The 16,362-nt window shown below is 65.7% G+C and carries 14 protein-coding genes; 4 read left to right on the top strand and 10 right to left on the bottom strand.

Annotation, left to right across the window (positions count from 1 at the left end):
• Positions 1–331 precede the first annotated feature (331 nt).
• From cdd to AB5Y47_RS07700, 3 genes are all read right to left on the bottom strand, one after another.
• Positions 332–1,213, bottom strand: coding sequence for a cytidine deaminase (gene cdd / locus AB5Y47_RS07690; RefSeq protein ID WP_010674459.1), 882 nt, complete (start codon positions 1,211–1,213; stop codon positions 332–334).
• Between the two features lie 226 nt (positions 1,214–1,439).
• Positions 1,440–2,126, bottom strand: a complete 687-nt coding sequence (locus tag AB5Y47_RS07695; RefSeq protein WP_041212945.1) for an LrgB family protein — start codon at positions 2,124–2,126, stop codon at positions 1,440–1,442.
• Positions 2,123–2,482 carry a CidA/LrgA family protein gene (locus AB5Y47_RS07700; RefSeq protein WP_010674461.1) on the bottom strand — a complete coding sequence of 120 codons (360 nt, stop codon included), beginning with the start codon at positions 2,480–2,482 and terminating at the stop codon, positions 2,123–2,125. Before AB5Y47_RS07700 ends, AB5Y47_RS07695 begins: the two co-directional genes overlap by 4 nt.
• Before the next feature lie 130 nt (positions 2,483–2,612).
• On the opposite strand from AB5Y47_RS07700, the gene AB5Y47_RS07705 reads away from it, so the two are divergent.
• Complete coding sequence (locus tag AB5Y47_RS07705) at positions 2,613–4,328, top strand: glycoside hydrolase family 36 protein (protein WP_368220096.1); 1,716 nt, start codon at positions 2,613–2,615, stop codon at positions 4,326–4,328.
• Between the two features lie 58 nt (positions 4,329–4,386).
• Here the strand turns inward: AB5Y47_RS07705 and AB5Y47_RS07710 are convergent, their stop codons facing one another.
• From AB5Y47_RS07710 to AB5Y47_RS07720, 3 genes are all read right to left on the bottom strand, one after another.
• Positions 4,387–4,893, bottom strand: coding sequence for a hypothetical protein (locus AB5Y47_RS07710; protein ID WP_368220097.1), 507 nt, complete (start codon positions 4,891–4,893; stop codon positions 4,387–4,389).
• Between the two features lie 148 nt (positions 4,894–5,041).
• The gene (gene sbcB, locus AB5Y47_RS07715; RefSeq protein WP_199770397.1) at positions 5,042–6,469 is read right to left on the bottom strand and encodes an exodeoxyribonuclease I; all 1,428 of its coding nucleotides are present in this window, start codon (positions 6,467–6,469) and stop codon (positions 5,042–5,044) included.
• Between the two features lie 178 nt (positions 6,470–6,647).
• Entirely contained in the window at positions 6,648–7,358 is a 711-nt protein-coding gene (locus tag AB5Y47_RS07720; RefSeq protein WP_319896776.1) for a metallophosphoesterase, read from the bottom strand.
• Positions 7,359–7,577: 219 nt separating this feature from the next.
• Between AB5Y47_RS07720 and mprF the strand changes: the two genes are divergently transcribed.
• Together mprF and AB5Y47_RS07730 are read left to right on the top strand one after the other, a co-directional pair.
• Positions 7,578–10,133 carry a bifunctional lysylphosphatidylglycerol flippase/synthetase MprF gene (mprF, locus tag AB5Y47_RS07725; RefSeq protein WP_368220098.1) on the top strand — a complete coding sequence of 852 codons (2,556 nt, stop codon included), beginning with the start codon at positions 7,578–7,580 and terminating at the stop codon, positions 10,131–10,133.
• Between the two features lie 10 nt (positions 10,134–10,143).
• Positions 10,144–10,857: an AcvB/VirJ family lysyl-phosphatidylglycerol hydrolase gene (locus AB5Y47_RS07730; protein ID WP_368220099.1), complete on the top strand. Its 714-nt coding sequence runs from the start codon at positions 10,144–10,146 to the stop codon at positions 10,855–10,857.
• 92 nt (positions 10,858–10,949) lie between these two features.
• Here the strand turns inward: AB5Y47_RS07730 and AB5Y47_RS07735 are convergent, their stop codons facing one another.
• From AB5Y47_RS07735 to AB5Y47_RS07745, 3 genes are read right to left on the bottom strand one after another with little or no spacing between them, the layout of a single operon-like run.
• A complete protein-coding gene (locus AB5Y47_RS07735; RefSeq protein WP_323930042.1) occupies positions 10,950–11,720 on the bottom strand; it encodes an ABC transporter substrate-binding protein in 771 nt (256 codons plus the stop codon).
• A 53-nt stretch (positions 11,721–11,773) separates the two neighbouring features.
• On the bottom strand, positions 11,774–12,589 hold the full coding sequence (locus tag AB5Y47_RS07740; protein ID WP_198497935.1) for a carbon-nitrogen hydrolase family protein: 816 nt from the start codon (positions 12,587–12,589) through the stop codon (positions 11,774–11,776).
• An 8-nt stretch (positions 12,590–12,597) separates the two neighbouring features.
• Positions 12,598–13,749: a methionine aminotransferase gene (locus AB5Y47_RS07745; RefSeq protein WP_319899588.1), complete on the bottom strand. Its 1,152-nt coding sequence runs from the start codon at positions 13,747–13,749 to the stop codon at positions 12,598–12,600.
• A gap of 115 nt (positions 13,750–13,864) precedes the next feature.
• Here AB5Y47_RS07745 and AB5Y47_RS07750 point away from each other — a divergent pair, with 115 nt between their 5' ends.
• Positions 13,865–14,758: a LysR family transcriptional regulator gene (locus AB5Y47_RS07750; RefSeq protein WP_160836895.1), complete on the top strand. Its 894-nt coding sequence runs from the start codon at positions 13,865–13,867 to the stop codon at positions 14,756–14,758.
• A gap of 96 nt (positions 14,759–14,854) precedes the next feature.
• Here the strand turns inward: AB5Y47_RS07750 and araA are convergent, their stop codons facing one another.
• A complete protein-coding gene (gene araA, locus AB5Y47_RS07755) occupies positions 14,855–16,354 on the bottom strand; it encodes an L-arabinose isomerase (protein ID WP_324035985.1) in 1,500 nt (499 codons plus the stop codon).
• Positions 16,355–16,362: the final 8 nt, after the last annotated feature.

Below are 16,362 nucleotides of genomic sequence, written 5' to 3' on the forward strand. Positions count from 1 at the left end.
CCCGCTGCCACCATGCCGCCCCGCGTCGGGGGAACAGGCAGGGAAAGGTATTTGCAAAATCCATGGAGAGGCGGGATCCCAGTGGCTTGGCAAATGCATCTTGGGGTCACACACGGGGACCGCAAGGGGCGAGGGCAGGGCATTGACGCCTTCCCCAACGTTTCCCGCCGCCGCAGAGGAGGTCTGCCAATAAGGTCATCGGAGGGAGACCGCCCTCACATGGGGCAGGGGGGCATCTAATGCACGGCGCCAGAGGCGCAGAGAAAGGGGCTGAGGGGCAGAGAGTAAGAAGGGGAGCCGCAGCTCCCCTTCCCGTTGGCGGATGCCGGGGTCAGACGGCTTTGTACTCAAGCTCGACGGAGCCCAGCGCCTTCAGGGTGGACTGGGCGGAGTCCCGCTGGCTGATCTGGCCATCCTTGCTCTCCAGCAGCACGGCGCGGCGCACGGTGGCGAGATCCTCGCCACCCAGCACCGCGTGGGCGCAGGCCATCTGCATCGGCGGCAGGCTCGGGTTGAAGGCGGCGTTCTCGGCATAGCGGCCGCAGAAGATGCGCCCGTCCTCGAACTGCAGCGCCACCGCGGCATAGCCCTGGCTGTAGGGGGCATAGCTCTGGCGGGCGGCGGCGAGCGCAGCCTGCCACAGGGGATCGTCGCTCTCGAGCACCAGCTCGTCGTGAGCCTGGGGGCTCATCAGGGCATCGGTGATCTCGAGATCGGCGGGGCCGAAGGAGTGGGGCAGGAAGGATTGCAGCTCGCTGAGATCGTCCGGCAGGGAGACCTTCAGGGTCTTGGCGGTGCTCAGCTCGTTCATGAACTGGCGGCAGTGGCCGCAGGGGGTGTAGTTCACGGTGATCTCGGAGATCCCGGTCTCGCCACCCAGCCAGGCGTTGGAGATGGCGGACTGCTCGGCGTGGACCGAGTGGAACAGCCCCTGGCCCGCGAACTCCATGTTGGCGCCAAAGTACCAGGTGCCGCTCAGGCCGCAGGCGATGGCGCCGACGAAGAACCTGGAGATGGGGGCCACCGAGCAGGCGGCCGCCAGCGGCAGCAAGGCCAGACGCAGGGCCCTGTCATCCAGCCCGGTGGCGGCTTTCAGGGTCGCGACCTGGTCCGGGGTGAAACGGGCCTGGAAATCGTCCCCCAGCATGGGCAGCAGGGCAGCCTGGAGCGGGGCGGAAAGGGTCTCGAATGGCTTGGCAAAGCGGGGATGCATACTGTGTCCTCAAAGGCCAATTGGGGGGCCATTGTAGGGAGCAAGCGCGGCGAATTGTGTGAGCGCGCTCACGCCTTGATGGGCAAAGGGGCGGGGATGGTAAAGGAAACGTTTGTCTTTCGCAATCTGTGCGCCAGCTCCCGGCATCAGGGAGGCGAGGGTATCGGATGGAAACGGTGAAAGGGCACAGAGGCCATGGCCGCAGGGGCGGCCATGGCAACGGGGATCAGGTCAGCCAGTGGTAGAGGGCGAACAGCAGGGGGGCGATGGCTGCGGTCAGCACACCGCACACCACCATGGCCAGCGACGAGAAGGCGCCCTGGGTCACTCCCTGCTCGGCGGAGGCGGCGGTGCCGATGGCGTGGGCGCAGGCTCCCATGGCGAGCCCCTGGGCCTCGGGGTCGGTGACCCGCATCAGCTTGAGCAGGGGATAGCCCGCCAGGGCCCCCAGGATCCCCACCACCACCACCACGGCGGCGGCGATGGCGGGAATGCCGCCGAGGGACTGGCTGACGCTCATGGCGAGCGGCGTGGTGATGGACTTGGTGGCGATGGAGGCGAGCAGCGCCGGATCCGCCCCCATCAGGTGGCCGACCCCCAGGGTGGTGCAGACCGAGATGAGCACCGCGGTGAGGGTGCAGGCCAGGATGGGTGTGAGCTTGTCGCGGATCTGGCGCGCCTGCTGGTAAAGCGGCAGGGCCAGGGCCACCACGGCGGGTTCCAGCAGGGCGGTCAGGGGTGAGGCCCCCTGCTGGTACTGATCCAGGGGCAGATCGAGCCAGAGCAGCAGGCCGATGATGACGGCGGTGGGGATCAGCACCGGATTGATGACGGGCCAGGGCAGGCGGCGGTAGAGGGCCCGGGTCATGAAATAGAGGGCCAGGGTGAGGGGCAGGGCGAACCAGAGGATCATGGCTTGTTCATCCTTTGATAGAGGTGGCCGACCGCGCCCAGGATGAGCACGATGCCGAGCACGACGCAGAGCATGATGAGACCGAAGGATTGGCGCAGGGGCTCGAGCCAGGCCACCAGGCCCACCGCCACCGGCACGAACAGCACCCCCATGTGGCGCAGCAGCAGGCCGCCCCCCAGCTCGACCCAGGAGAAGCGGACGATCTGCAAGGAGAGCAGCACGAACAGCAGCAGCATGCCGATGATGCTGCCGGGGAAGGCGAAGGGCAGGATGGCCGCCACGGCTTTGCCTGCCAGCAGACAGGCGATGATGACCAGAAAATCACGAAGGTAGCGCAGGGTGCGTTGCAGCAGCACGGGGGCCTCATCTTGGCAAGTGTGAGCAAGGTCGCAGTTTAACAGGCACGGGGGGGAGGGAACAGGGTCAACTGGCCCGCAGGGGATACAATGGCCCCGGCTTCATCCCCATTCACAAGAAGGAGTTCCCATGTCGACCCCCTCTCTCCTGGCCCGGTTGCGCCAACTGCCCGCCGATCCCGCCCTCCCTGACACCCTGCTGCAAACCCGCCAATGGGAGGGGCCGCTTTGCCGGGTGAGGCTTGACAACACCGGGAAGCAGTCCGAGGCCGTCCACCACTGGCGGCTGTTTGAGGGGGATCTCGGACTTGCGCCCGACGCGGCCATCTACGGAGAGGGGTTCCAGATGCTGGCCCAGACCGGGGGACGCTGGAATGCCCCCGAGCACCTGGGCCGCTGCCCCGATGCGTCTGTCTATCGCATCACCGCCGACGATGGCTACCACACGGTGCACAACCTGCTGCTGGTGGCGCAGGAGGGGGGCTGGCTGCTGCTGGCCTTTGCGAGCTGCCAGCGCTTTGGCGGGGAGTTTCGCCTCCATCCCGACGGGCGCCTCGAGATCGTGATGAACACCGAAGGGCGCACCCTGGCGCCGGGTGCGCACTGGCAGAGCGAGGCGCTGATCTGCCTGGAGGGGCCGGACAGGGAGGCTCTGCTCGCGACGCTGGCGCAGCATATCGCCGCCGAGCACGGCTCCCTGGTGGGGGAGGTGCCCACGCGCCCGAGCGGCTGGTGCTCCTGGTATCACTACTACGCGAACGTGAGCGCGGCGGACATTCGCGAGAACCTGGCGGTGCGGGCCGAGCGTTTCCCGGCCCTGCGCTACGTGCAGATAGACGATGGCTATCAGGCGAAGATGGGGGACTGGCTCACCCCTTCCGCCAAGTTCGAGGAGGGGGTGGCGGCCCTGGCAGGGGAGATCCGCGCCGCCGGTTGCGAGCCTGCGCTCTGGGTCGCCCCCTTTATCGCCGAGCCCGGCTCCCGAGTGTTCCAGGATCACCCTGACTGGTTCGTGAAAGGGGAGGATGGCCTGCCGCTCCCCTCGGAGCGGGTCACCTACGGGGGCTGGCGCTGCACCCCCTGGTACGTGCTGGATGGCACCCACCCCGAGGTGCAGACGCACCTGGAGCAGGTATTTCGCACCCTGCGTACCCAGTGGGGCATCCACTACTTCAAGCTCGATGCCAACTTCTGGGGGGCCATCCACGGTGGTCGCTTCCACGACCCCGCCGCCACCCGGGTGGAGGCCTATCGGCGCGGCATGGCCGCCATCCTGCGCGGCGCCGGGGAGGGGGCCTTCCTGCTCGGCTGCAATGCGCCGCTGTGGCCGAGCCTCGGCCTGGTGCACGGCATGCGGGTGAGCGATGACGTGGAGCGCCGGGGCCCCCGTTTTCGCCAGATAGCGCGAGAAGCCTTCTGCCGCGCCTGGCAGCACGAGCGGCTCTGGGTGCTGGACCCCGACTGCGTCTGCCTGCGGGATATCCCGGGCCAGCACGGGAGCCGCGCCGAGTACGACTTCCACCTGGCCGCCCTGGTGGCGAGCGGTGGCATGGTACTGGCGGGGGACAGATTGCAGGATCTGGACGAGGCGCAAGGGGCGCGCCTTGGCAAGCTGCTCGCCCTGTGCGCCGCGCGCACCCCGGCGGCCCGCTTCGAGGGGATGGCATTCGAGCGCGGGCGGGTGGCGCTGCCCGGGAGCGGCGAGCTGCTCTGCCTGTTCAACTGGGGGGAGCACCCCTGCGAGTTCCCGTTGGCGCCGGGGGGCACGGACTTCTGGGACGAGACGCCCCTGGGGAGCACCCTGGTGCTGCAAGGGGGGCAGGGGGCGGTGATCCGCTACCCCTGATGGCGTTGCACTGCAAAAAGGCTCCCTCGGGAGCCTTTTTTGCGTGGCGAAATGGTCTCTAGAAGTACCACTCCATCCCGATGGCGTAATTGGCGGAGCCATAGCCCGGGATCTCGTTGCTGGAGGCGAGCGCCTTGACGGTGAGGCGAGTTGTCAGGGGGATGCCGAGCCCCATGCCGATGGCGATCTCGTCGCTCTGATCCCCCATCATGTCCACCCGCAGGGTGCGATAGAGGGAGAGATCCTGGCTCATCTGGGCATAGATCTGGGACGACTTGTTGTAGAGCTGGCCGAACACCTCCATCTGGAAGCCGTTTTGCGGCGTGATGGCCAGGGGAATGCCGGCGAAGCGGTAGAGATCCGAGTGGTTGAAATAGCTGTTGGTGATTTGCGGGGTGAAGTCGGTCTGCTGGTAGAGGGTGCTGAAGTTGTGCTCGATGAGCCGGTAGGTCTGCTCCGGCAGGCGCAAGAGGTAGTCTGGCACCTCGAACCGGGCGCCAGCGAGGGCGGCCTGGGGCAGCAGGGCACAGGCGACGAGTGTCAAAGCAGGCAGAGCTGAACGCATAAAACGAGAGTTCCCCAATAGTCGAAAGCACGGCATCCATGCCGTCAGCGCATCTAAATATTCACACTATCAGGAGCTTGGGCTCCCTGCCCATTATGTCGCGAGCCGGGGAAACGCATCGGTTTTTAACTGTGAAACGGCTCACATCTCACAGATTTTCAAGGTAGTGATAGAGACTCTTTAGAATCGCAAAGTTCCGTTCGTTCCCCTGGTTCTGTTCCGCCAGGGCTTCCAGGCGCGGCACATAATCCGGCAGGCGGCGGCTGAAGTAGTCGCTGCAGTGCAGGCGCCAGCGCTTCTGCTCCGCTTCGCTCAAGGTGTGGGGCCAGTTGCGGGCGCGGTAACGAAACAGCATCTCGGGCAGACGGGGATCCGTGAAGGCAAACTCCCGCTCCCCCAGCAGATCCGCCGGGGTGGCGCGCACCAGGTCCATGGTGGACTTGTCGCCGTGGCCGAAGAAGCCGGCGTAGAGCTGGGTGTCGGGGTCGCCGTCGGTGCTGCCGGCAAACTCCTGGTTGAACACCTCCACCAGTTTTTCCCGCACCTCGGGGTGGGCCCGCAGCAGATCCAGGCTCTTGCGGCACTGAGCCCGATTGATGCCCAGCTCGTCCGCCCGCTCCGGCGTCAGGGTAGCGGCCGGGGCCAGCACCGGGCACTTGTTGATGTGCACCAGTTTGACCGGAATGCCGGCCAGATCCCCCAGCTCCTCTTTTTTGGTGTAGAGGCGCTCGCGGATCTCCTCGCAGGAGAGCTCGATAAGCGGAGTCGGGTCACGGGTCAGATCCACCATGATCACCGCGTTCTGGTTGGTGGGGTGCCAGGCGAGCGGCGACACCCAGCTCGCACACCCCTGCCAGGGGGAGAACATGCCGGAGACGTGCACCAGGGGTTTCATGGTCACCACGTCGATGAGGGCCTTCACCTTGTTCTTGTTGCGAAGATCAAAGAGGTACTCGAAGAGCTTGGGCTGGGCATTTTTCACCAGCCTGGCCATCTCGATGGTGGCCAGCACATCCGAGAGCGCATCGTGGGCGTTGGCGTGGGCCACGCCGTTGGCCACCGTCAGCTTCTCCAGCCTGAAGCTCGGCTTGCCCTCGTCGTCAAACGCCCACTCTATCCCCTGCGGGCGCAGGGCGTAGCAGGCCCGCAGCATGTCGAGGATGTCCCAGCGGGAGTTGCCGTTCTGCCAGGCGTAGGCATAGGGGTCATAGAAGTTGCGATAGAGGGTGTAGCGGGTCACCTCGTCATCGAAGCGGATGCTGTTGTAGCCCAGCACGCAGGTGCCCGGGGTGGCGAACTCTGCGTGGATCTGGCGGATGAAGTCCGCCTCGCACAGCCCGTCCTTCATCGCCTTTTGCGGCGTGATGCCGGTGATGAGGCAGGCTTCCGGCTCCGGCAGGTAATCCGCCGGCGGCTTGCAGTAAATCACCAGCGGCTCGCCGATGACGTTGAAATCCGCGTCGGTGCGAATGCCCGCAAACTGCGACGGCCTGTCTTTGGCCGGACTGATGCCGAAGGTCTCGTAGTCGTGGAAGTAGAACGTGGGCCCGCTGGCCGGGTGCGCTGATGTGCTCATGTTGCTCGAAAGGAGTATCCGATGACGGCGGCGCCTGGCGCCTGGGTGGGGGTGCCATGCACCGCAATTGCCTGCATGGTAAACCATCGCGCTGGCAGAGCGAAGTCCGGGGCGTTCGCCTGGCGCTTTAATGGGCAGTGGGCGTTGTCCGTGAGCCTGGTCATCCCATCGGTCCGGCTCAGGGCAGGGGAAAGTGAGGGGTCAGGGTATTGAGGTCCAGCAGGGTGAAGTAGCCGCCCTCCTCGGGATACCAGCCGCCGGTGTCGATGTAGTGGACGTTGCCAAGGCGCACCGGCACCCTCACCGGGGTGTGGCCCACCACCAGGGCGGCGAGATCCGCGACCCCGCCCTCGTCCAGCCGTTCGATACGGCGCCTTGACCAGAGGCAGACGTTCTTGATGGCCCGAAGCCGTCCGCCGCTCACCCCGGCATCGAGTTGGTCCAGCAGCCCCTGCCAGGTGGAGAAGGGGCAATCGGCGTGAAGCAGCCCAACGGGGCCGGCCGTGGTGGCCACCTCGATGGCCAGGGGCAGGCTGCGGTAGTGGACGGCGAACGCCGCCTGCTCGGCAGGGGTCAGCTGCTGAAACCAGCCGCCGCCGTTTCGGATCCAGTTCTCCCGATCGCAGCTCTCGTAACGGCAGACGTAGTCGTCGTGATTGCCGCAGACCGGGTGAAACCAGGGTCTGGCCAGCCAGTGGATCACCTCGCTGCACTCGGGCCCGCGATCCGCCAGATCCCCGACGCTGAAGAGACGGTCCCGGGCGGGATCAAAATCCAGGGTGTCGAGGGCCTGCTGCAACAGGGCGAAGTGGCCGTGGATGTCGCCGACGGCCAGATCGCGCCCCTGGGCGTTTTGGGGGAAGCGTCTTATCAGGGGGGAGGGTGTCATGGCGTCTCCTGCCTCTATCCCGGACGGGGATGTTTTGTCTGTCTGTACATAAGGTTACAGAAGAAAAGTGGCGAGCGGGCTGGGTCTAGTAAATCATAGGATTGGCCCCGTGAACGTGCGGCGTCACGCGCCGCCTGTGGGGGAGTCACTCCGGGAGGGCGCCTTGTCCGCCCGCTTTCGGAGCCTCTCTTTCTCCACGCTTTTTGACAGGAATCTTGAATGCGGCGTCAGCTGTTGATCTGGATAGGCCCCCTGTGCAGCCTGCTGCTGCTGGGGGCGGCCTTGACCGTCCTCTATCATTTGACCCACCTGTGGCACTGGCACGACATCCGCCAGGCCATCTGGTCACAACCCTTGCCGCAGTTGGGGGGCGCCCTGCTGCTCACCCTGCTCAGCTATGGCTGCCTCTGCTGCTATGATCTGCTGGCCCTGAAGGTGCTGGAAAAACGCCTGCCCTGGCAGCAGGTGGGGATGACCTCCTTCATCGCCTACACCTTCTCCAACACCCTGGGCTTTGCGCTGCTCACCGGCTCCTCGGTACGCTACCGGCTCTACTCCTCCCTGGGGCTTGGCACCGGGGAGGTGGCCAGGGTGATCCTCTTTTGCTCCATCACCTTCTTCCTCGGTCTGCTGGGCTGGGGAGGCAGTGCCCTGCTGCTGGGGCAGGGGGCGGCCCTGCTGGTGGACTGGCCCCGCTGGGCGACCGGGTTGTTGCAACTGGCGGGGGGCCTGGCCCTGCTGACGGTGCTGGCGTATCTGGTGTGGCCGGGGACAGCCCTGGTCTGGCGCGGGCACCCGCTGTTCCTGCCGCGCATCAGATACCGCCTGCTGCAACTGCTCATCGCCCTGCTCGACTGGATGGCCGCCGCCGCCGTGCTCTATGTGCTGCTGCCATCGGGCAGCGTGCCCTATCCGGTGCTGCTCAGTGCCTTCGTGCTCTCCAGCCTGCTCGGGGTGCTGGCCCATGTGCCGGGGGGCATCGGGGTCTTCGAGGCGAGCATGAGCCTGCTGCTCACCCACTATCTGCCGGTGGACAAGCTGCTCGCCTCCCTGCTTATCTACCGCTGCGTCTACTACTTCCTGCCCTTCCTCTGTGCCCTGCAGCTGTTCGCAGGTCAGGAGCTGCTGCAACAGCGGGCCCGCCTGCACCGGCTGCAGGGGGTGATGATGGCGACCCGGGAGTTCGTGCCCGCCCTGGTGAGCATGGGTACCTTCGCGGCGGGCACCCTGCTGCTCTGCTCCGGGATGATCCCGACCATGAGGGGGCGGATCGAAGCCTTCCTGCAGGTGCTGCCCCTGCACCTGCTGGAGCTCTCCCATGTGCTCGGCAGTGTCAGCGGCGTGTTGCTGCTGTTGCTGGCCCACAGCCTCTACCGCCGTCATGACGGGGCATTCAGGATCACCCAGTGGCTGCTGGGGCTTGGCATGCTGTTCTCCCTGTTCAAGGGGTTTGACTGGGAGTCCGCCCTGCTGCTCGGGGGCTTCTTGCTCATCATCACCCCCTGCCGCCCTCTCTTTTATCGCAAGGGTTCCCTGCTTCACGCCCGGTTTACCCCTTCCTGGCTGATGTCGGTGGGAGCCGTGCTGCTGGGGGCCTTGTGGTTGCTGCTCTTCTCCTACCGCCATGTGGAGTACGACCCCTCCCTCTGGCTGCACGTCTCGGCCCACGGGCCCGGGGCCGCCTCCCGCGCCCTGCGCGCCATGGGGAGCGTCATCGGGGTGCTGGCGGTGGTCGGGGTGGCCCATCTGCTGGCTCCCTTGCGCCTGGCCGTCGGCAAGCCGGATGCCGAGGCGCTCTCCCGTGCCCATGGGCTGGTGATGCGGGCAGGGGGAGGCCACGGCTACCTGGCCCAGCTCGGGGACAAGTCCCTGCTGTTCCACCCAAGCGGCGAGGCCTTCCTCATGTACGGGGCCGAGGGCAGCAGCTGGATAGTGATGGGGGATCCCGTCGGCCAGCCCTCCCTCGTGGAGGAGCTGCTCTGGCAGTTTCGCGAGCGCTGTGACGAGCACGACGTCAGCCCGGTCTTCTACCAGGTGTCGGCCCGATATCTGCCTGTCTATCTGGATCTCGGGCTCATCCCCTTCAAGCTGGGGGAGGAGGCCATCGTGGATCTGCCGAGCTTCGATCTCGCCGGCAGTCGCCTGCGCAACCTGCGCCAGAGTCACGCCAAAGGCAAGCGGGAAGGGCTGCGCTTCGAGGTGGTGGCCCCCGGTGAGATTGCCGCCTTGCTGCCCGAGTTGAAGGGGATCTCCGACAGCTGGCTGCACAGCAAGCAGGGCAGGGAGAAGGGCTTCTCCGTGGGCAGTTTCGATCCCGCCTACCTCACCCTCAACCCGATGGCGCTGGTGCGGCGGGAGGGGCAGATCGTCGGGTTTGCCAACCTCTGGACCAGCGACAACAAGGAGAGCCTCTCCATCGATCTGATGCGCTACAGCCTGGACACAGGGGCGGCGCCCGTCATGGATTTCCTGTTTGTCGAGCTCCTGCTGTGGGGCAAGCAGGAGGGGTATGCCAGCTTCAACCTGGGGATGGCCCCCATGTCGGGCTTCAACGACAACCCCCTCGGCGGTTACTGGGCCCGCCTTGGCAACACCCTGTTCACCCGGGGCAGCCGTTTCTACAACTTCCAGGGATTGCGGCGTTACAAGGAGAAGTTCGGCCCAAGGTGGGAGCCCCGCTACCTGCTCTGTACCGGTCATCTGGTGCTGCCCCGCACCCTGACCCACCTCGTCTCCCTCATCAGTCGCGGCCCCTTTGGGCTCATGAAAAAATAGGAGTTGGCCCATGAGAGCCATGTTGTTGCTGTTGATTTGCTGTCTCGCCTCCTCGTTCACCCTCCCAGCGGTGGCCGCCCAACCGGGCCGGGTCGGCGCGGATCTGGGGCTGGTGGAGTTGCCCGTGGCGCAAGCCTCGTCCGCCCCCATGGTGGTCTTCATGAGCGGGGATGGCGGCTGGGCGGCGCTGGACAAGGGACTCAGCGCCCAGTTGCAGGCCCACGGCATGCCGGTGGTGGGCTGGAGCTCGCTCTCCTATTACTGGAAGAAGAAGACGCCGGAGCAGGCGACGGCGGATCTGGTGCGCATCCTCACCGAGTACCAGTCCCGTTGGGGGCGCCAGCGCTGGTTGCTGGTGGGCTTCTCCTTTGGCGCCGAGATAGTGCCCTTCGTCATCAATCGTCTGCCGCCAGCCTATCGCGACAGCCTGGCGGGGGCCGTGATGCTCTCCCCCTCGACGGCATCGGATTTCGAGATCCACGTCAGCGACATGGTGGTGCACGACAAGGGGGGCCGCTATCCCACCCTGCCGGAAGTGACACGCATCCAGAGTCTGCCGCTGCTCTGCGTGCAGGGAGCGGAGGACGACTCCCCGGTCAAACTCTGTCCGCGCTTGCAGCAGCCGAACGTGACGACGGTGACCCTGCCGGGCTCCCACCACTTCGACGACAACTACCAGACCCTGTATCAGCAGATTGCCGTGCACTTGGGTCTGGCCCAATAACGGCGAGAGACCGGGAAAACGACACAGGGCGGCCAATGGCCGCCCTGTTGCCGTGGCCCCTTGCAACTGTCCAGGGGGCCGGCATGCCGGGATCAGAGCAGATCTTCGAGCTGGTACTTCTTGAGCAGGGTGTTGAAGGTGCCGTCTGCCTTGACGCTCTCGATGGCGGCATCGAAGCGGGCCTTGAGCTTGTCATCGTTCTTGCGAAGGGCCACCGCCACCCCTTCTCCCAGGATCTTGTCCTGGGTGCCGTTGAACTGGGGACCGACGAAGGCGAACTGCTTGCCCATCTCCTTGTCGAGGAAGCCCACCTTCAACTGCACCATGTTGCCGAAGGTGTAGTCGGCGCGGCCGGACTGCAGATCCAGCATGGGGGACTGGGCATTGACGTAGCGCTTGATCTTGGCCACCTCACCGTAGCGGGCGGTGATGAAGTTGTCCTGGGGGGTGCCCTCCTGCACCGCGATCACCTTGCCCTTGAAGTGGGCCGGATCGTCTGCAAAGTCGGCGGCCTTGTCGCTGCGCCCCACGAAACGGTTCTGCATCATGTAGTAGACCTGGCTGAAGTCCACTTTCTGGCGCCGCTCGTCGGTGATGTTCATGGAGGACATGATGGCGTCGTACTTGCGCACCTGCAGGCCGGGCAGCAGGGCATCCCAGGGCTGGTTGATCACCTCGCACTCGGTCTTCATGGCCGCGCACAGGGCATAGGCCAGATCGACCTCGAAGCCGCCGAGCTTGCCGCTGCTGTCGACCATTTCGAAGGGGGGATAGGTGGCATCGGTGGCGATCACCAGGGGTTTGGCGGCGGCCTGGCCGGCGGTGGCCAGGGCCATCAGCATCATCAGTGTGTTGAGTTTCATGGTCAGTCCCTTGAAGTGTGGTGTCATTCCTAGCGTGCTAAAAGGTGCCGGCCTCAAGGGCCGACGGCTATCTTGCGATGGGTGAGGGCCGGCAACTGGCTGCGCACCGTGCGCTGTGCCGCCAGATCCAGGGTGGCGATGGCCATGCCCTGACCCTCCTCTACCTGGGCCAGTATCCGGCCCCAGGGATCGATGATCATGCTGTGGCCGAAGGTGCGCCGCCCACCGGGGTGGTGTCCCCCCTGGGCACTGGCGAACACGAAGGCAAGGTTCTCTACCGCCCGGGCCCGCAGCAGCAGCGCCCAGTGCGCGAGCCCGGTGGTGTGGGTGAAGGCCGCGGGCAGGGCGATGAAATCGGGGGTGGGCCCCAGGCGAAACAGCTCCGGGAAGCGCAGGTCGTAGCAGATCCCGAGGCGCAGCACGCCCCAGGGCAGGGGATGGCTCACCACCTCCCGGCCCGGGGTCATGGTCGCGGCCTCGTCATACTGCTCCTGCCCGGTGCAAAAGCCAAACAGGTGCAGCTTGTCGTAGCGGCTTGCGAGCTGCCCTTGTGGGTCGATGAGCAGGCTGCTGTTGTGCATCTTGCCGGGCTCGTGGCTGGCAAGCGGCAATGTGCCGGCCAGGATCCAGACGCCGAGCTCCCGGGCCAGCCTCTGTACCCAGGCCAGCAGGGGGTGATCGCCAGCGGGGGCGGCCAGGGCCACCCGCGCCCGCTCATCAACCGGCATCAGGTAGAAGTATTCGGGCAGCAGGGCCAGTTCTGCCCCCTCGGCCGCGGCCTGACGCAGCAACGCTTCGGCCTGGGCCAGGTTGTGGTCAAGGTCATCCCCGGAGACCATCTGGAGGACGGCAACGCGCAGTGAATCCATGGTGCCCCCTAGACGCCGCACAGGCGCTCGGCGCCCGCCAGCAGGGTGTCGTCATCCTTGGAGAAGGAGAGGCGGATGACCCGCTGATCCGTGCCGTCGTGATAGAAGGCGGAGACCGGAATGGTGGCGACCCCGTGATCGCGGATGAGCCGCTGCACGAAGAGGCTGTCGGGCTCGTCGCTTACCCGCTCGTAGCTCGCCAGCATGAAGAAGCTGCCTGCCGAGGGGAGCAGGGTCAGGCGCGAACCGGCCAGGGCCGAGGCGAGCAGGTCACGCTTGCGCTGGTAGAAGGCTGCCAGCCCCTGATAGTGGGCCGGTTGCTGCAACAGGTGGGCGAAGCCGTACTGCATGGGGGTGTCGGCGGCGAACATGGCGAACTGGTGCACCTTGCGGATCTCCTCCATCAGGGGACGGGGAGCCACGCAGTAGCCCACCCGCCAGCCGGTGACGTGGAAGGTCTTGCCGAAGGAGAAGACGGCGACGGAGCGCTCCACCAGCTCCGGATAGCGGATCACGCTCTGGTGCAGGGCACCGTCGAACACCACGTGCTCGTACACCTCGTCCGAGAGGATCAGGATGTCGGTGCCGCGCACCAGGCGGGCGAGGCGCTCCTGATCCCCTGCCTGCCAGACGGTGCCGGTGGGGTTGTGGGGGGTGTTGAGCACTATCATGCGGGTGCGGGGGGTGATGCGGGCGGCCACCTCGTCCCAGGGAATGGCGAAATCCGGCGCCTTGAGGGCGATCACCACAGGGGTGGCTCCCTGCAACTGGATCATGGGGCGGTAGCTGTCAAACGCCGGCTCGAACATGATCACCTCGTCGCCGGGGTGAACCAGGGCGGTGATGGCGCAGAACAGGGCTTCGCTTGCGCTGGCGGTGATGGTGATCTCCTCTCCCGCATCATAGTGATGGCCGTAGCTGGCTGCAATCTTGGCTACCAGTTGTTCGCGCAGGGCAGGCAGCCCCGTCATGGGGGCGTACTGGTTTTCACCGGCCAGCATGGCCTCGTGGGTCACCCGGATGAGTTCGGGATCGCAGGGGAAGCTCGGCGCCCCCTGGGAGAGGTTGATGCTGGGGTGGCGGGCGGCCAGATCCCCGATCACGGTGAAGATGGTGGTGCCCACCTGGGGCAGTTTGCTGGAAACCTGGGGGATGGACATGGCGCCGTCACCTGCGTGTGTGAAAGAGGTCCCTTTTTAGCCCCCCCAAGGCTTGCCGGACAACGGATTATTCGGCATGGTATGCATGAGTTTTTCTCAAGCATGGAGGCTTGTCATGTTGTCCACCCAGCCGCGTACTCAGTTGCCTCTCTATGGCCTGCAGGTCTTCGAGTGTTCTGCCCGCCACCTGAGTTTTACCCTGGCCGCCGACGAGCTGTGCGTGAGCCAGGGGGCGGTGAGCAAGCAGATCGCCCAGCTGGAGGCGCGCCTGGGCCACCTGCTGTTCGTGCGTGGCACCCGGTGTCTCACCTTGACCCCCGCCGCCGAGCGGCTGCTGCCTTTCGTTCGTGAAGGGCTGGCCCGCATGGGGGAGGGGCTCAGCGCCTTGCAGGCCCTGCCCCACGAGCAAGCGATCAGCATCAAGGTGCCCTCCTGCGCCAGCCGCTGGCTGCTGCGGCGGTTGCAGGCGTTCGAGGGGGAGGCGGTGGAGGTGCGTGGCAGCCACAGCCATGGCATCGACTTCTCCCGGGAGCCCTTCGATCTCGCCATCGTCTACCAGCCCTGTCTGGGGCGTTATCCCCACAGCCAGCCCCTGTTTCGGGAACGGCTGACCCCGGTCTGCGCCCCGGCGTTTGCTGCCAAGCATCGACTGTTCGAGCGCGACCTGAACGAGCTGCCCCTGCTGCCCCTCATCCATGCCAGCGCCGATAGGCGGGACTGGCGCAACTGGTTTGCCGCCTTCCTCGACATCCCCTGGCAGCCCCAGGGGGGGCAGCTGTTCGATACCCTGGACTTGGCGATGAATGCTGCGCTGCAGGGGTTTGGCCTCTCTCTCGGGGATCCCACCATAGTGGCCGAGGAGCTGGAGAGCGGCGCCCTGGTCGCCCCCTTTGCTCCCGTGCTGGAGACGGATCACGAATACGCCCTGCTCGCCCGACCCGACAGCCGGCGCCACGGGGTACAGCGAGTCTGTCACTGGCTGCTGGAGGGGGAGGAGGGTCATCCCTGAGGGGACGCGAAATGAAACAGCCCCGCGGGCGGGGCTGTTGTCAGGCGAATACCATATCCATACAGTCATGGTGATGGCCGCTGGCCGATTAAAGGGTCACTGGCAGATCTTGTAGTAGACCTCGTTCCAGCGCAGTTGCTCCTTGAGCGCGGGGATGCGGGTATGCTCGTCGATGACCACAAACTCGATGCCCATGATGTCGGCGAAGGTGCGCAGCTGCTCGATGTCCACCGCCTGGGTGAACACCGAGTGGTGTGCGGCGCCCGCCAGGATCCAGGCCTCGGCGCTGGTCTGCAGGTCCGGCAGGGGTTTCCACAGGGCGCTCGCCACCGGGAGTTTCGGCATGGCCTCTGGCAGGTCCACCACCTCCAGCTGATTGACCACCAGGCGGAAGCGGTTGCCGAGATCGATGAGGCTGGCGTTGACCGCCTTGCCGGCGGGGGCAGCGAACAGCAGGCGGGCCGGATCGGCCTTCTTGCCTATGCCTAAATGCTGGGCGTCCAGCACGGGTTTGCCTGCGGCGATGGAGGGGCAGACCTCCAGCATGTGGGCCCCCAGCACCAGGTTGTTGCCCGCCTCCAGATGGTAGGTGTAGTCCTCCATGAAGGAGGCGCCTCCCGGCAGGCCTGCGCCCATCACTTTCAGGGTGCGCAAGAGGGCCGCGGTCTTCCAGTCCCCTTCTGCCCCAAAACCGAAGCCTTGCTCCATCAGGCGCTGGCAGGCGAGGCCCGGCAGCTGGTGCAGACCATAGAGATCTTCGAAGGTGGTGGTGAAAGCGCCAAAGCCGCCGTCGGTGAGGAACTTCTTCATCCCCAGCTCCTGGCGCGCCGCCTCATACAGGGAGGCACGAAGCCCCCCACCCGCCTGCACCGCCTCGGTCAGGGTGTAGGTCGCCTCATATTCGGCCAGCAGCGCCTCGATGTCGCTCTCGGGCACGGCGTCGATCACCTTGACCAGATCGCCGACCGGGTGGTAGTTCACCTGATAGCCGAACTGGATCTGGGCCTCAATCTTGTCGCCCTCGGTGACCGCCACGTTGCGCATGTTGTCGCCAAAACGGGCGATTTTGAGGTGGCGGCTGTCGTGGATGGCGGCGGCGATGCGCATCCAGTTGCCAATCTTCTGTCTGGCCTCTTCATCCTGCCAGTGACCCACCACCACGGTGCGGGGCAGCCGCAGGCGGGCTCCCATGAAGCCGAACTCGCGTCCGCCGTGGGCGGTCTGGTTCAGGTTCATGAAGTCCATGTCGATCTCGCTCCAGGGGAGATCCCGGTTGAACTGGGTGTGGAACTGCAACAGGGGCTTTTGCAACTGGCTCAGCGCCGGGATCCACATCTTGGCGGGGGAGAAGGTGTGCATCCACACCATGAGCCCGGCGCAGCGCTCGTCGTGGTTGGCATCCCGGGCCACCGCGCTGATTTCATCCAGGGTGGTACCGGTGGGTTTGAGCACTATCTTGAGGGGCAGGTTCGCCCCCTCGTTGAGCTGGCTGGCGATGGTGTGGGCGTGATCGGCCACCTGCTTCAATGTGGTGGCGCCATACAGGTGCTGGCTGCCGACCAGGAACCACACTTCCAGCTGTTTCATCAATTCCATGAGTTTGT

This window comes from Aeromonas sp. R7-2 (genome assembly GCF_040908105.1).
In the GTDB taxonomy this organism is placed as follows: domain Bacteria; phylum Pseudomonadota; class Gammaproteobacteria; order Enterobacterales; family Aeromonadaceae; genus Aeromonas; species Aeromonas caviae.

What these genes read in the sequence shown, in the direction of transcription:
- cdd (WP_010674459.1), bottom strand. Translation starts at nt 1,213, where the DNA reads ATGCATCCCCGCTTTGCCAAGCCATTCGAGACCCTTTCCGCCCCGCTC.
- AB5Y47_RS07695 (WP_041212945.1), bottom strand. Translation starts at nt 2,126, where the DNA reads ATGATCCTCTGGTTCGCCCTGCCCCTCACCCTGGCCCTCTATTTCATG.
- AB5Y47_RS07705 (WP_368220096.1), top strand. Translation starts at nt 2,613, where the DNA reads ATGTCGACCCCCTCTCTCCTGGCCCGGTTGCGCCAACTGCCCGCCGAT.
- AB5Y47_RS07710 (WP_368220097.1), bottom strand. Translation starts at nt 4,893, where the DNA reads ATGCGTTCAGCTCTGCCTGCTTTGACACTCGTCGCCTGTGCCCTGCTG.
- sbcB (WP_199770397.1), bottom strand. Translation starts at nt 6,469, where the DNA reads ATGAGCACATCAGCGCACCCGGCCAGCGGGCCCACGTTCTACTTCCAC.
- AB5Y47_RS07720 (WP_319896776.1), bottom strand. Translation starts at nt 7,358, where the DNA reads ATGACACCCTCCCCCCTGATAAGACGCTTCCCCCAAAACGCCCAGGGG.
- mprF (WP_368220098.1), top strand. Translation starts at nt 7,578, where the DNA reads ATGCGGCGTCAGCTGTTGATCTGGATAGGCCCCCTGTGCAGCCTGCTG.
- AB5Y47_RS07730 (WP_368220099.1), top strand. Translation starts at nt 10,144, where the DNA reads ATGAGAGCCATGTTGTTGCTGTTGATTTGCTGTCTCGCCTCCTCGTTC.
- AB5Y47_RS07735 (WP_323930042.1), bottom strand. Translation starts at nt 11,720, where the DNA reads ATGAAACTCAACACACTGATGATGCTGATGGCCCTGGCCACCGCCGGC.
- AB5Y47_RS07740 (WP_198497935.1), bottom strand. Translation starts at nt 12,589, where the DNA reads ATGGATTCACTGCGCGTTGCCGTCCTCCAGATGGTCTCCGGGGATGAC.
- AB5Y47_RS07745 (WP_319899588.1), bottom strand. Translation starts at nt 13,749, where the DNA reads ATGTCCATCCCCCAGGTTTCCAGCAAACTGCCCCAGGTGGGCACCACC.
- AB5Y47_RS07750 (WP_160836895.1), top strand. Translation starts at nt 13,865, where the DNA reads ATGTTGTCCACCCAGCCGCGTACTCAGTTGCCTCTCTATGGCCTGCAG.
- araA (WP_324035985.1), bottom strand. Translation starts at nt 16,354, where the DNA reads ATGGAATTGATGAAACAGCTGGAAGTGTGGTTCCTGGTCGGCAGCCAG.